Source organism: Conyzicola sp. (genome assembly GCF_046714715.1).
Taxonomy (GTDB): Bacteria; Actinomycetota; Actinomycetes; order Actinomycetales; family Microbacteriaceae; genus Conyzicola.
In genome coordinates this window covers 1-12,688 of sequence record NZ_JBKKAD010000170.1, presented here as the reverse complement: position 1 = coordinate 12,688, position 12,688 = coordinate 1, and the positions used below count along the sequence as shown (strand labels likewise).

15 protein-coding genes are annotated in these 12,688 nt (G+C 71.1%); 5 read left to right on the top strand and 10 right to left on the bottom strand.

All coding sequences use genetic code 11. From position 1 onward, the window contains the following. The coding region (locus ACLQ6X_RS13755; protein ID WP_411700721.1) for a heme-copper oxidase subunit III at window positions 1-536 on the bottom strand (536 nt) is incomplete at its 3' end. Between the two features lie 94 nt (window positions 537-630). Here ACLQ6X_RS13755 and trpD point away from each other — a divergent pair. After that, complete coding sequence (gene trpD, locus ACLQ6X_RS13750; RefSeq protein WP_411700720.1) at window positions 631-1,686, top strand: anthranilate phosphoribosyltransferase; 1,056 nt, start codon at window positions 631-633, stop codon at window positions 1,684-1,686. 17 nt (window positions 1,687-1,703) lie between these two features. Here trpD and ACLQ6X_RS13745 read toward each other — a convergent pair whose 3' ends face one another. Further along, window positions 1,704-2,111 carry a YchJ family protein gene (locus tag ACLQ6X_RS13745; protein ID WP_411700719.1) on the bottom strand — a complete coding sequence of 136 codons (408 nt, stop codon included), beginning with the start codon at window positions 2,109-2,111 and terminating at the stop codon, window positions 1,704-1,706. Window positions 2,112-2,216: 105 nt separating this feature from the next. Here ACLQ6X_RS13745 and ACLQ6X_RS13740 point away from each other — a divergent pair, with 105 nt between their 5' ends. Genes ACLQ6X_RS13740 through ACLQ6X_RS13730 form a run of 3 tightly spaced genes read left to right on the top strand, consistent with a single transcriptional unit; the run spans window position 2,217 to window position 4,111 of the window. Next, window positions 2,217-3,047 carry a universal stress protein gene (locus ACLQ6X_RS13740; RefSeq protein WP_411700718.1) on the top strand — a complete coding sequence of 277 codons (831 nt, stop codon included), beginning with the start codon at window positions 2,217-2,219 and terminating at the stop codon, window positions 3,045-3,047. A gap of 60 nt (window positions 3,048-3,107) precedes the next feature. Further along, window positions 3,108-3,674, top strand: a complete 567-nt coding sequence (locus ACLQ6X_RS13735) for a dihydrofolate reductase family protein (protein ID WP_411700717.1) — start codon at window positions 3,108-3,110, stop codon at window positions 3,672-3,674. Next, window positions 3,671-4,111: a hypothetical protein gene (locus ACLQ6X_RS13730; protein WP_411700716.1), complete on the top strand. Its 441-nt coding sequence runs from the start codon at window positions 3,671-3,673 to the stop codon at window positions 4,109-4,111. Before ACLQ6X_RS13735 ends, ACLQ6X_RS13730 begins: the two co-directional genes overlap by 4 nt. Here the strand turns inward: ACLQ6X_RS13730 and ACLQ6X_RS13725 are convergent. Genes ACLQ6X_RS13725 through ACLQ6X_RS13705 form a run of 5 tightly spaced genes read right to left on the bottom strand, consistent with a single transcriptional unit; the run spans window position 4,108 to window position 8,877 of the window. After that, the gene (locus ACLQ6X_RS13725; protein WP_411700715.1) at window positions 4,108-4,926 is read right to left on the bottom strand and encodes an MBL fold metallo-hydrolase; all 819 of its coding nucleotides are present in this window, start codon (window positions 4,924-4,926) and stop codon (window positions 4,108-4,110) included. The two genes, ACLQ6X_RS13730 and ACLQ6X_RS13725, sit on opposite strands and share 4 nt — an antisense overlap. After that, entirely contained in the window at window positions 4,923-6,110 is a 1,188-nt protein-coding gene (locus tag ACLQ6X_RS13720) for an ABC transporter ATP-binding protein (protein WP_411700714.1), read from the bottom strand. The genes ACLQ6X_RS13725 and ACLQ6X_RS13720 overlap by 4 nt, the downstream gene beginning before the upstream one ends. Beyond that, the gene (locus ACLQ6X_RS13715) at window positions 6,107-6,904 is read right to left on the bottom strand and encodes an ABC transporter permease (RefSeq protein WP_411700713.1); all 798 of its coding nucleotides are present in this window, start codon (window positions 6,902-6,904) and stop codon (window positions 6,107-6,109) included. Before ACLQ6X_RS13715 ends, ACLQ6X_RS13720 begins: the two co-directional genes overlap by 4 nt. After that, complete coding sequence (locus tag ACLQ6X_RS13710) at window positions 6,901-7,812, bottom strand: ABC transporter permease (RefSeq protein ID WP_411700712.1); 912 nt, start codon at window positions 7,810-7,812, stop codon at window positions 6,901-6,903. Before ACLQ6X_RS13710 ends, ACLQ6X_RS13715 begins: the two co-directional genes overlap by 4 nt. Window positions 7,813-7,815: 3 nt before the next feature. Next, a complete protein-coding gene (locus ACLQ6X_RS13705; RefSeq protein ID WP_411700711.1) occupies window positions 7,816-8,877 on the bottom strand; it encodes an extracellular solute-binding protein in 1,062 nt (353 codons plus the stop codon). Window positions 8,878-9,036: 159 nt separating this feature from the next. On the opposite strand from ACLQ6X_RS13705, the gene ACLQ6X_RS13700 reads away from it, so the two are divergent. Then, window positions 9,037-10,059: a LacI family DNA-binding transcriptional regulator gene (locus ACLQ6X_RS13700; protein WP_411700710.1), complete on the top strand. Its 1,023-nt coding sequence runs from the start codon at window positions 9,037-9,039 to the stop codon at window positions 10,057-10,059. Here the strand turns inward: ACLQ6X_RS13700 and ACLQ6X_RS13695 are convergent. From ACLQ6X_RS13695 to ACLQ6X_RS13685, 3 genes are all read right to left on the bottom strand, one after another. Next, window positions 10,056-10,574: a hypothetical protein gene (locus ACLQ6X_RS13695; protein ID WP_411700709.1), complete on the bottom strand. Its 519-nt coding sequence runs from the start codon at window positions 10,572-10,574 to the stop codon at window positions 10,056-10,058. The genes ACLQ6X_RS13700 and ACLQ6X_RS13695 overlap by 4 nt on opposite strands. Window positions 10,575-10,589: 15 nt before the next feature. Further along, the gene (locus tag ACLQ6X_RS13690) at window positions 10,590-11,336 is read right to left on the bottom strand and encodes a lytic transglycosylase domain-containing protein (protein WP_411700708.1); all 747 of its coding nucleotides are present in this window, start codon (window positions 11,334-11,336) and stop codon (window positions 10,590-10,592) included. Then, window positions 11,333-12,688: PASTA domain-containing protein (locus ACLQ6X_RS13685; RefSeq protein WP_411700707.1), on the bottom strand; the 1,356-nt coding region annotated here is incomplete at its 5' end. The genes ACLQ6X_RS13685 and ACLQ6X_RS13690, both read right to left, overlap by 4 nt.

The following is a 12,688-nucleotide window of genomic DNA, read 5'->3' as shown; positions in this document are numbered from 1 at the left end:
TTGTGGCCGAAGTTCTTGACCGCGTAGCCGCGGCCGATGATGAACAGGAAGGCGATCAGCCCGCCGATCACGTGCACACCGTGGAATCCGGTCGCGAGGTAGAAGGCCGACCCGTAGGAGTCGGAGTCGAGGCGAAGCCCCTCGCTCACGAGAGTCGCGTACTCGAAGACCTGGCCGATGACGAAGATCGCGCCCATCGCGTAGGTGACGAAGAACCACTCGACCATGCCCCAGTCAGCGATCTTCCAGCTGGTTCGGCGAGGCTGGAGACGTTCCGCGGCGAAGACGCCGAACTGGCAGGCCACCGACGATGCCACGAGGATTCCCGTGTTGATACCCGAGAACCAGATGTTGTGCAGGCTCGATTGCGATTCCCACAATCCGGGGCTCGTGGAACGCAGCGTGAAGTAGATCGCGAAGAGGCCGGCGAAGAACATGACTTCGCTTCCAAGCCACACGATGGTGCCAACCGCTACCGTGTTGGGGCGGTTAACCACAGGGGCGCCGACAGATGGGCTGATGGAGGTCGTAGTCACCCCTCCATTATGTCCGATAACGACGACTCTGTTTCCCTTTCAGGCGGTCTGTCGCCAGTGAACGGGATCGAATTCGGTAGTTAGGATTTCAGCTATGGCATCTGCACTGACCTGGCCCCGCATTCTCGGAACCCTCGTGAACGGGGACAACCTCTCCATTTTCGAGTCGACGTGGGCGATGAAGCAGGTCATGGCGGGCGAGGCCACCTCGGCCCAGCTGGCCGGACTGCTCGTCGCGCTCCGCATCAAGGGTGAAACCGTCGACGAAATCGTGGGTTTCCGCGACGCCGTGCTCGAGAACGCCCTACCCCTCGACGTCGACCCGAGGGTGCTCGACATCGTCGGCACCGGGGGCGACCCGTACGGCGCCGTGCTGAATATCTCGTCGGTGGCGTCGGTCATCGCCGCTGCGGCCGGGGTGCCCGTCATCAAGCACGGCAACCGCGGCGCCAGCAGTGCCTCCGGTGCATCCGACGTTCTCTCCGAGCTCGGGCTGAACCTCGGCATTCCGCCGGAGCGCGTGGCCGAGGTGCAGCGCGAGACGGGCATCACCTTCGCCTTCGCGGCGATGTTCCACCCCGGGTTCCGCCACGCCGCGGCGACCCGCAAAGAACTCGGCATCTCGACGCTGTTCAACGTGCTCGGTCCGCTGTGCAACCCGGCCAGGCCCGACGCGTCCGCCGTGGGCGTCGCGAGCCTCGAGCGGGTTCCGCTCGTGGTGGGCGTGTTCCAGACGCGTGGCGCGACCGCTCTCGTCTACCGCGGCGACGACGGCATCGACAAGCTCACGACGACGGGCCACAGTCACATCTGGGAGGTCTCGCTCGGCTCGGTGACCGAGCACGACCTCGACCCGCTCGATCTCGGCATCCCGCGCGCGCCGATCGAGGCCTTGCTCGGCGAGTCGCCCGCCCACAACGCGGGCGTGATCCGCTCGGTGCTCGCCGGCGACACGGGTCCCGTGCGCGACGTCGTGCTGCTCAACGCCGCCGCGGGCCTGGTGGCGTTCGCCCTCGCCGAGGACCCGGAGCAGCTGCGGGTGCCCATCCTCGACCGCCTGGCACAGAAGATGGAGATCGCCGCGCGGGTCGTCGACTCCGGCGCCGCGGCGGCGAAACTCGACGAGTGGGTCGCGGCGACCAACCGCTGACCCGCCCGGCGTGCGGGCTAGATCGCGTCGACGTAGTACCAGCGTCGGCGCTCGCGCACGAACCGGCTGTTCTCGTGTTGCTCGCCCGCCCGGCCGCCGAGGCGATACTTGGCGATGAACTCGACGGTGCCGACGTCGTCGAGCATGCCGCCGCGCGACGTGCGCACGATGTCGAGCAGAAACCAGCGCTGGTCGGGATCGAGGGCGAGTGAGGACGGCTTGGTGCTCGGATGCCACGTGGCCAGCAGATAGCGCACGTTGCCGGTGACGTAGGCCGCGTAGCGCGACCGCATCAACCGCTCGGCGGAGGGCGCGAGCGCCTCGCCGCGGTGGAACGGACCGCAGCAGGCGCCGTAGGTCGCGCCGCTGAGACAGGGGCAGCGGGCCGAGTCGTCGGGCTTCGGCCACGCCGGTAAATCGGTCATGCGCCCATTATCGGCCGGTTCGGCCGGGTGGACGGACTAACGATTGTTGCGTTTGTGTCGCCCGGGGGGCTTGGCTGGGCGGTATGGCGGTGGAAAACTGGGGGCGTGGAGAGAGTCTGCGTAGCCATCGACGGCACCGCCTCTGGTGAGGCGGCGATCGACTGGGCCGTGCAGCGCAGCAGCCACACCGAGATCGAGATCGCCGTCACCGCCGTGTTCGACCCGCTGCCGTCGGAGTCGGTGCTCGCGGGAAACGACTACCGGGCGCTGTACGCCACAGTGCTCAGCGACGCCGTGCGTCGCATCGAAGAGACCGCCCCCGGCGTGCGGGTCGAGGGCACCCTGCGCACCGGCCAGCCGCGCGCCCAACTCGTCGCCGCGTCGAGCGAGGCCGACCTTCTCGTGATCGGCACCGGCCGTTCGGAAGCCGGGTCGTACGCCACGCTGCCCATCCGGATCGCGTCGACCGCGCGCTGTCCCGTCGTGGTGGTGCCCGCGCCGCGCGTGCCGTCCGACGACGGAGTGCTCGTCGGGCTGGAGAGCACGGCGCAACAGCCGCTCGTCGTCGACTTCGCCGCGAGCGAGGCGCAGAACTCCGGCCGGGCGCTCACGGTGGCGCACTGCTGGAGCGTTCCGAAGCTGATCGCCGTCGCGATGTTCGCCCACCCAGGCGTGTGGTCGAGAATGCAGGACCTGCACGCCCGCGCCCTGGCCGAGACGCTCGCGCACGTGCGCGCCGGCTGGCCGGGCCTCGAGCTGCACCAGCGGTTCAGGGAGGGGCCGGCGGCGCTCGTCCTCGCCGAGGAGGCCGCGGGGGCGTCGCTGCTCGTCGTCGGCCGCCACGACCGCGCGACCGTCGGCGACACGCTGCTCGGCAGCACGAGCCACGACCTGCTGCTCGGCATGACCTGCCCGATCGCGGTGGTGCCCGAGTAGGGTCGCACCGCCCTATTCCGGCTCTGGTGGGTGTCGGTGGCGGTCGCTAGCATCGGCGGCATGGGACGCATACTCTTCGACACGGCGACCACGATCAACGGGTGGATCGCCGACAGCAACAACTCTCTCGCTTGGCTCTTCGCCGTCGACGGGGGCGAGAATCCCGACGAGGGGCTGATGCCCACGGGCCTCGGCGCTCAGGTCGAGGGTTCCACGACCTACCAGTGGGTGCTCGCCGAATCCGACATCCTCGCGCACCCCGAGAAGTGGGCGGAGTTTCACGGCGACCGCCCGACCTTCGTGTTCACGACCCGCGATCTGCCGGTGCCCGCGGGGGCCGACGTCCGGTTCGTGCGCGGTTCCGTGGCCGAGCACCTGCCGGCCATCCGGGAGGCCGCGGGCGACGGCGACATCTGGGTCATCGGCGGCGGCGATCTCGCCGGGCAGTTTCTCGACGCCGGGGCGCTCGACACGATCGCGCTGTCGGTGGCGCCCGTCGCCCTCGACGCCGGCGCGCCGCTGTTCCCGCGTCGTCTCGAGTCCGACCGGCTGCGACTCGTGTCGGCCGAGGCGCACGGCCAGTTCGCGCGGTTGATCTACGACGTGACGCCGCAGACGTCGCGATGACCTACCTGCTCCTCGGTGCCGAAGGGTTCGGTGACACGGCAGATCGGGTACACGCACACGTGTTGTTCGGCCCTGATCAACCCAGGCCATTCAAGAACCGGTTCTGGTCGGCGGCAGGCCCCGGCGCCATTGCGCTCCTCGCCGACTCCGACCTCCTGGGAAGAGGCAGCGTTGACATCGAAACGATCAGCTTCGTGCAGTCGTCAGACAAGATTGCGTACGAGCCTCATGGTCCGGTGGGTAGGGCCGAGGGTGAGACCACCGGTGCCTTCAACGTGATTCAGATCGCCGACGATGTCACGTTTTCGGCCACGCTCGGCCAGCAACTGAAAGATGCCGTTCCTCCGTGGCCGATCATCACCAACATGTACGTTCTGACGTTCACCATGGGCCGAGCCGATTTCCCCGTGACCGACGTGACGCCCCGTGTGACCTAGGCGGGCCGCGCGACCCCCGCGGTGTGCCGGTCGCCGGGACGGGCGAGCACGGTCGTGACGGTGTCGCCCGCCGCCGCGACGGCGTCGGCGAGGATCTCGGGCGCCAGGGCGGGGTCGGCGATGTGCGTGACGAGCAGCGTGCCCGCGCCGACCGCCCGGGCGAGCTCGCCGGCACCGGCGCCGGTGAGGTGGCCGTGGCCCTCGAGCTCCTGCTCCGTGGCGCGCAGGTAGGTCGCCTCGCAGACGAACACATCGGCGCGGTCGGCGGCGGCGCGCACACCCGCGCAGTCGGCGGTATCGCTCGAGAAGGCGACGACCGCCCGCGACGCGCGGTGTTCGAAGCGCAGCGCAGCACTCGGCACGGCGTGCTTGGCGGGGTGCGCCGTGAGCACGAGCCCGTCGAGGATCTCGATCGGCGTGGGGGTCACGAGGTCGAGGCCGCGCACGTCGAAGGCCTGCGCGAGCGGCTGCTGCAGGGTCGGCACGGTGGGGATGCCGATGAGGTCGTCGAAGGATGCCACGTAGTCGAGGCTCTCGGCCGGGAGGTAGAGCGGGATGCGTTCGGCGCGGGGGGTCGGGAACTGCACCCGGAACGCGAGCGCCCCGAGGTCGAGCGCGTGGTCGGCGTGCCGGTGGGTGACGACGATCGCCCGCAGGTCGTCGAGCAGTCCGCGGCGGGCGAGCTCCATCACGACACCCGGGCCGCAGTCGACGAGCACCGAGCCGCTCTCGGTGGTGAGCAGGTAACCGCTGGCGGCCGAGGTGAGCACCGGCGCGGTGGCGGCGACGCCGATGATGTCGAGGGTGAGGGTCATACGTGGGACTCCTGGTGGATCGAGGGCGAAAGTGTCGGCTGGTGGGGCGCCGGGGCGTGGGTGGCGCGGCCCCGGTCACGGTGCACGGTGGTTCCCGTCATCCGCAGTTCGAATCGCAACCGCGTTCCCGGCAGCCACGGCGTCTCGGCGGCAACCGTGATTTCGGGCCAGCGCGGGTCGGCGACGTTGTCGGTCAGCAGACGCACGCGCAGGGCCCAGTGGCTGCCATGCGGTTCGGCGTCGACGACGACGCAGTCGCGCACGCCCGGGTCGAGGGCGCCGAGCAGGTCGTCCGCGGCCGGCTTGGAGACCGAGGCGCCGTTGTCGGGGCGGATGACGACGAAGGCCGAGGCTCCCGCGACAGCGTTGGAGGGCCGGAACGCCTCGCGCGGCACCTTCCAGTCGTCGGCGAGGTGCACCCGGCGCTCGGTGACGCGGGCCGGCAGCACGGCGGCGCCGGCGACGAACTCGGCGACGAAGGGCTCGGCCGGGTGGTCCCAGATGCGTGCGACGGTGTCGGCCTGCACGACCCTGCCGGCGCGCATCACGGCGACTCGGTCGGCGAGGGCGAGAGCCTCGGACTGGTCGTGCGTGACGATGATCGTGGTGCAGTCGGCGGCCGCGAGCAGCGCGCGCAGGTCGCGGCGCATGCCGTCGCGCAGCTGCGGGTCGAGCGCCGACAGCGGCTCGTCGAGCAGCAGCACCGTCGGCCGGATCGCGAGCGCGCGGGCGAGCGCCACGCGCTGGCGCTGGCCGCCGGAGAGCTCGGCGGGCATGCGGGAGGCGAACTCGGTCATGCGGGTCAGCTCGAGCGCCTCGTCGATGCGCGCGCCGCGTTCGCCGCGCGGAACCCGCTGCGCCGCGAGCCCGTAGGCGACGTTCTCACGCACGCTCAGGTGCGGGAACAGCGCGTACGACTGCGGCACGTAGCCGATGCCGCGGCGTTCGGCGCGCAACCGGGTCGCGTCGTCGCCGCCGAGCCAGACGGTTCCCGTCGACGGCGTGAGCAGGCCGGCGATGAGCCGCAGCAGGGTGGACTTGCCACAACCGCTGGGTCCGACCAGTGCGAGCACCTCGCCGTCGCCGACCGAGAGCGTGACGTCGTCGACGGCGACCGTGCTGCCGTAGGCGTGGCCGACACCCTCGAGATGCACGGCGCTGCGGTTGGAGGGGGTGGTGATCACGATGCGTCCTTCCGGGACAGCGAACGACGTGCGAGCAGGGCGGCGGCGATCGCGGCGGGAATCAGCGCGACGCCGAACAGCATCGACCCGGCCGCCCCGAGTTCGAGGCGCTGGGTGGTGAAGGCCGAGTAGAGGGCGAACGGCGCCGTCTGGTGCGCCGGCGGCACAACGAAGAAGCTGAGGTTGAACTCGCCGATCGAGAGGGCGGCGGCCATGAGCAGGGCAGCCGCGAGCGGCAGCCGGATGCCGGGGAGGGTGATGGTGAGGAGTCTGCGAAGCGGTCCCGCGCCGAGTGTCGACGCGACCCGTTCCGCCTCGATGAGCTTGGGGTCGGCGAGGGCCGGCACGAGACCGGCGACGAGGAACGGCACCGTCACGAGAAGCTGTCCGGCGACGAGCAGTGCGCCGCTGGAGCGCAGCGCCGGGTCGGAGGCCGCGAGGGCGAGGCCGAGAGCGACGCCGGGCACGGCGAGCGGCAGCATCGTGATCTGGCGGATGACCGCGGTTCCCGGCATGACCCGGCGGGCGAGCGCGTGGCAGAGCGGCAGCACGACGAGCACCGCGCCGACCAGCACACACGCGGTGACGGCGAGGGTGGGGCCGACCTTCGGCTGCAGAAGCTGCCACGCCATCACGTACCAGTCGCCGGTAATGCCGCCGACGAACGGGCCGCGCGACGCGTCGGGCGAGAGGGAGACGGCGATCGTGCCGAGGATGGGCACTAGCACGAAGACGAGCACAACACCGAGGGCGAGCGGGCCCACGCGTTCGCGGTAGCCGGGCCGGCGGGTCATCGCGCGACCTGCGCGACGGGAGCGAGCACGAGCGGGAGGTCTGTGCCGGAGCGCGGCGACCGGCGCTCAAGCAGGCGGGCCACGGCGGTGCAGAGCACGAGCGAGAGCACGGCGAGCACTGCGAGCACCACGGAGAGCGCGGCCGCGCTGCCCTGGTCGCCGCGGGTGTAGAGGGCGTCGGCGACGTCGAGCGGCAGCACCCGGATGCCCTCCGACAGCGTCGCGGCCGTGCCGTAGGCGCCGAGGCAGGTGGCCATGCAGACGCCGGCGGAGGCGAGCAGGGGAGCGCGAAGCAGCGGCATGGTGACGGTCGCGGCGACGCGCATCGGGTAGGCGCCGAGCGAGGCGGCCACGACGGGCAGGTCGGGGTCGAGGGTGGAGGCCGCGCCGCGAAGCGTGCCGATCACGCGCGGGATGCAGAAGTAGACGTACGCGGCGGCGAGACCGCCGGCCGTGTAGGCCCAGCGGGCGCCCGGCTCGCCGGTCGTGGTCTCGAGCAGCTGCGAGGCGAGGCCGTTGCGGCCGAGAAGAACGATCACGAAGAAGCCGATGACGATTCCGGGGAAGGCGAGGGGGAAGACGAGGATCGCGTCGACTACGGCGGAGAGGCGGGGCCCGGAGCGGGCCAGGGTGAGCGCGGCGGGCGTGCAGACGACGAGCGTGATCGCGGTCACCGCCGCAGAGAGCACGACGGTGGTGACGAGCGACTGCCGCAGTCCGGCGTCGACGAAGACGGCCTGGTAGTTGGCGAGCGTGAATCCGGGCGCGGTCACGCCGAAGGTCGTCTGCCTGAACGAGTCGACGACGAGCCGGGCGAGGGGGCGCAGCAGGAACCAGGCGAGAAAAGCGAGCCCGGGCAGGGCGACCAGAAGGCCGCCCCACCCGGTCCGTCGTGCGAGTACAGACACGGGTCAGCGAACCTGCGCCTGGTAGGCCGTCACGAAGTCGGCCTGTGCGGCGGCGAGTGCCGCGTAGTCGACGACCTCGGCGCGCTCGAAGTCGTCGGCGTCGGCGACCTTGTCAGCGACGTCGTCGGGAACCTCGCCCGAGATGGGGCGCACGTAGCCGCCGGCGAGCGTGGCCTGGCCCTCGTCGGAGAGCAGGTAGTCGAGCCACTTCTTGCCGAGCTCGGGGTGCGGCGCGTTCTTGACGAGGCCCGCGATGTAGGGAACCTGAATCGAACCCTCTTCGGGGATCGTCACGGTGAGCGGGGCGTCGTCGTTGTACTGGGCGGCGTAGCCGTTGAAGTCGGCGTCGATGAGGATCGGGATCTCGCCCTGCACGACCTTGGCGGTGGCAGTCTGCGCGGGGGTCACGGCGCCGTTGGCCTTGAGCTTCGTGAGGTAGTCGAGCCCGGGGCCGAAGTCGTCGATAGTTCCGCCGAGAGCGAGGTTGACGGCGGCGGCCACCGAGTAGCCGACAGCTGCCTGCGAGGGGTCGAGGTATCCGACCATGCCGGCGTACTTCGGGTCGAGCAGGTCGGCCCAGCTCGTCGGGCAGTCGAGGTCGCCGATCGCCTCGGTGTTGCAGATGAAGGCGATGGCGCCGGTGTGCACAGCGAACCACTTGCCGTCGGGGTCTTTCAGTCCGTCGGGGATGTCTTCGAAGCCCTCGGGCTTGTAGGCCTCGGTGACGTCGGCCGTGACGGCGCTCGGTCCGAACGCGATGCCGAGGTAGACGGCGTCGGCCTGGGGCGCGCTCGCCTCGGCGACGAGGGCGGCGAGGGCCTGCCCGGAGTTCTTGGTGTCGCTTGGAGCCTCGACGGAGTTCTCGGCGCTGAACTGTTCGAGAAGGGCACCGAAGTTGGCGAACGACTCCGGGGAGTTGTACGTGATCAGGGTGCCTCCGCTGACATCCGACGACCCTCCCGACGCGGACGACTCGTCGACGTTGGCAGACGCGCAGCCGGCCAGAGCGAGCAAGACAGCGCCGGATGCGACGGCTGCGGTAGCTCGGGAGCGGGTGAAGATCATGGTGAACCTTTCATCGGTGGGGGGGTAGCTATAACGTTATAGTCGGGGATGGCGGCGAAATCGGTCTTCCGGTAAATGGAAGATGAACAGCACCCGTCGGATTACCCAGACAGCCCGCCATCCGCCCCGGCAGCCCGCCGACGACGCTAGGAATATGCGATGACCGTCGATCAGCCACACCGCCGTCGCGTCTCGCTCGCCGATGTCGCGCGCGAGGCGGGAGTGTCGACCTCGGCGGCGAGCTTCGCGCTGAACGGACGCACGGGCGTCAGCGAGCCGGTGCGCGCACGGGTGAAAGCCGCCGCGGAATTGCTCGGCTACGTTCCGTGGAACTCGGCGGTCGCGCTCCGCACCGGGCGGTCGGGGGCGGTGGCACTGCTCATCCGTAACCTGCGCAATCCCTTCTTCCTCGACGTGATCAACGGCTTCGACGCGACCTGCGCGACGGCGGGGCTCGGGGTCATCATCGGGTCGGCCGACTACTCCTCCGATCGCGAGCGCGAGCTGGTCTCGACGTTCATCGCTCGAGAGGCGGACGGGCTGGCGCTGGCGCCGATCGGCGGCGGTGACGCGGCGGCGCGCTGGCAGAAGTCGACGGGAAAGCCGCTCGTGCTCATCAACGCCGCCAACCATTCGCCGCAGCTCGACGTGAGCAGGGTGCACGTCGACAGCGAATCGGCCGTGCGCCAGGCGGTGGACCACCTGCGCGAGCTCGGGCACCGGCGCATCGCGATCGTCGCGGCGCCGCACGACCGCAGCGCCGACGACGAGCGGGTCGACACGTTCCGGGTTGAAGTGGCGCGACACCGACTCGAGGGGCGGGTGGTCGAGACCGCGATGCAGCACGACCGGGCCGCGGAGGTCGTGGGCGCGGTGATGCGTGAAGACCCGGCTACGAGGCCGACGGCCTACATCACTAACAGCGACTACATTGCCTCGGCGCTGTACTTCGCCGCCGCGGAGGCCGGGGTGCGTGTCGGGGAGGACATCAGCATCGTCGGGCACGACGACCTCTCGACCAGCCGGCTGCTGGCGCCGGCCCTCTCGACGGTGGCGGTCGACCGCTTCGAGATCGGAGTCGCCGCGGCCACCCTGCTGATCCAAGAGCTCGACGGCGGCGAGCGCGACACGGTCGTCATCCCCGCGACGCTCGTGCCGCGCGGGTCTTCCTCGGCTGTCTAGTAGAGCAGGTGACTCGAAGCCGCCGCGCGTAACGCTTCCAGCTGCGCGCTCGCGATACCGGAGCGCACGGCGAGCGCCCACACCTCGGGCGGCGTGAGCAGCGCCGACAGGTCGAAGTGTGGCATCGTGCGCCCGGCGAGGCGCGCGCTCGACGGGCGCCGCATCGCCCACAGCCACGCGTCCTGGAACGCGCGGTCCGCACTGTCGGCGCCCGAGGGGATCAGCATCCACTCGGTGGAGGGGTCGAAGTCGAAACGGTCGAGTCGCTCGAGGGTCTCCGGTGCGGGAGTGACGAGCACAACGGCGAGGCCAGCGGCTCGCGAGCGGGGGCGCGCGTCGATCACGGGCACCGACTCGAGCAGGATGCGCGCGTGGATCGATCCGGGCCGCACCGGTCGGTCGACGATGAGCGCCCCGTCGCCCTTCTCGATAAGCCACAGCGCCGCGGCGAGGTACGGGTCGGTGTCCGACGGCGGCACCGTCACGGGCCAGCCCTGCGGGGTCGCGGTCTTCATGTCAGTGGCCTCATGTCAGTGGCCTCCGGCCGCGGTCGCATATCGGTTTGCCATTGCGGCCACGTCGTCGACGTAGCTCTCGAGGTGGTTGTACGAGAACACGGCGGCCCGCCAGTTCTGCGGGCTGCTCAGATCGCCCGTCGCACACAGGTACCGCGCCGTGGCGAGCGCGGCGTCGTCGATCTGGTTCGGATCGGTGATTCCGTCGCCGTTGCCGTCGGCGGCCCAGTCGGCCCAGGTCGACGGGATGAACTGCATCGGGCCCACCGCGCGATCCCAGGCGGCGTCGCCGTCCCAGACCCCGTCTTCGGTGTCGGCGATGGCCGCGAACCCGCGTCCGTTCAGGGCGGGGCCGCGGATCGCCGGCGACGGGTAGCCGTCGGTATCGAGCTGGGTGCCGTCGATCGTGGCGTGCACCGATTCGATCGCGCCGATCGCCGCGATGGTGTTCCAGCCGAGGCCGCAGCCGGGCTGTTCGGCGTCGACGGAGAGGTCGGCCGAGGCGTAGGCGACTATCGCCCTGGTCGGAATGCCCGCGGCCGCGCCGGTCTGCGCCGCCCAGAGCGGGTCGATCCTGTCGGTGGGTGCCACGAGCGCCGCGGGGTTCGGAGCCGCCGGGGCCGCGGCCGCGATCGGTGCCGCGGCGGCAGCCGCCATGCGGGCCTCGGGTGCCTCGATCGAAGTGAGCCGCATCAGCATCACCGCCGCGCCCAGAATCAGCACGATGCCCCCGTACACGGCGAAACGCGCGAACCCGCTCACGGCGTCACCGCCGTGGGCTCGGGGCTCGGCACGACCGGCGGCTCGACGTCGTCGACGAGCAGCACGACGCCGACCCCGACGCGCAGCACGGTGCCCTGGGCCGGCTGGGTCGCGTTCACGGTGGCCGTCGGCGAGACGGTTCCCACGACGTCGACCACGAAGCCCGCGGACTCGAGCAGCGCCCTGGCGGCGCCGACACTGAGCTGCGCCACCGCGGGAACCGTGTTCGTGCCCGACGCGACGGTGACATCCACGGCCGAACCGGCGGGCACGCTCTGCCCGGGTTGCGGGTTCTGGCTGAGAACGCGCTCGGCTTTCTCGGCCGACTCGATGCTCGACACCGTGCCGAGCGCGAGGCCCAGCGCCGCGAGCGACCGTTCGGCGTCGGCGAGCGTGCCGTACAGGGTGGGCACAAAAGCCTCGACCACGACGGGGTCGACGAGGGGCGGTGCGGATGCCGTCGGTTGCGCCTCCGGCACCGGTTGCGTCGCCGTTGGGGTGGGCGTGTTCACCGCCGCGGCCACCTTGCGTGTGGCGGGTTCGGGGCTGGCCGAGGCGGACACCACGCCCCACACCGCGAGCCCGCCGATCAGTGCCACGGCCACCAGCGCGGCGAGGCCGCCGCCCGACGGGGTGGACCGCTCGGGCTCGGAGGCGGGCGATGCGGTGGGCGCGGGGGAGAGGTAGGCGAGCTGCCCGGCGGTCGTCGACTCCAGCACGCGCGTCGCAGGGGCGGTTGTGGGAGGCTCGCCCGCGGCCGGCGCCGACACAGCGAGGGCCACACCCTCGACGGCAGCCGCAATCGCGGCCCTGAACTCCGCCGCGTGCCGGAACCTGCGTGCCGGCGTCTTCGTCATCGCCCGGGTGACCACGCGGTCGAGCGGCCGGGCCCCCGGCGCGAGCACCGAGGGAACGGGCGGCGGAGCCGAGACGTGCGCCTCGAGAACCTGCGCCGTTGTGTCGCGCGGGTAGGGCACCCGACCGGTGAGCAGGAAGTAGAGCAGCGCCCCCGCCTGGTAGAGGTCACCCGCCGCGCGCACGGGTTTGCCCTGCGCCTGCTCGGGCGACATAAAGGCGGCGTTTCCGATCACTCCGATATCGGTGGCCGTGGCATCCGTCACCGAATCTCCGACCGACTCGGCCAGCAGCACATCTCGACCCACTGCGGTGCGCCCGGTCACGTCGGCGAGCCCGAAGTCGACGAGCAGCACGTGCGACGCGAGCAGCGGCCCGTCGTGCGCGGCGATCAGCACGTTCGCCGGCGAGATGTCGCGGTGCACGAGCCCGGCCGCGTGGGCCACAGCCAGCCCCGCCAGTACGCCGTCGAGCACAGTCGCGGCGTCCGTGACATC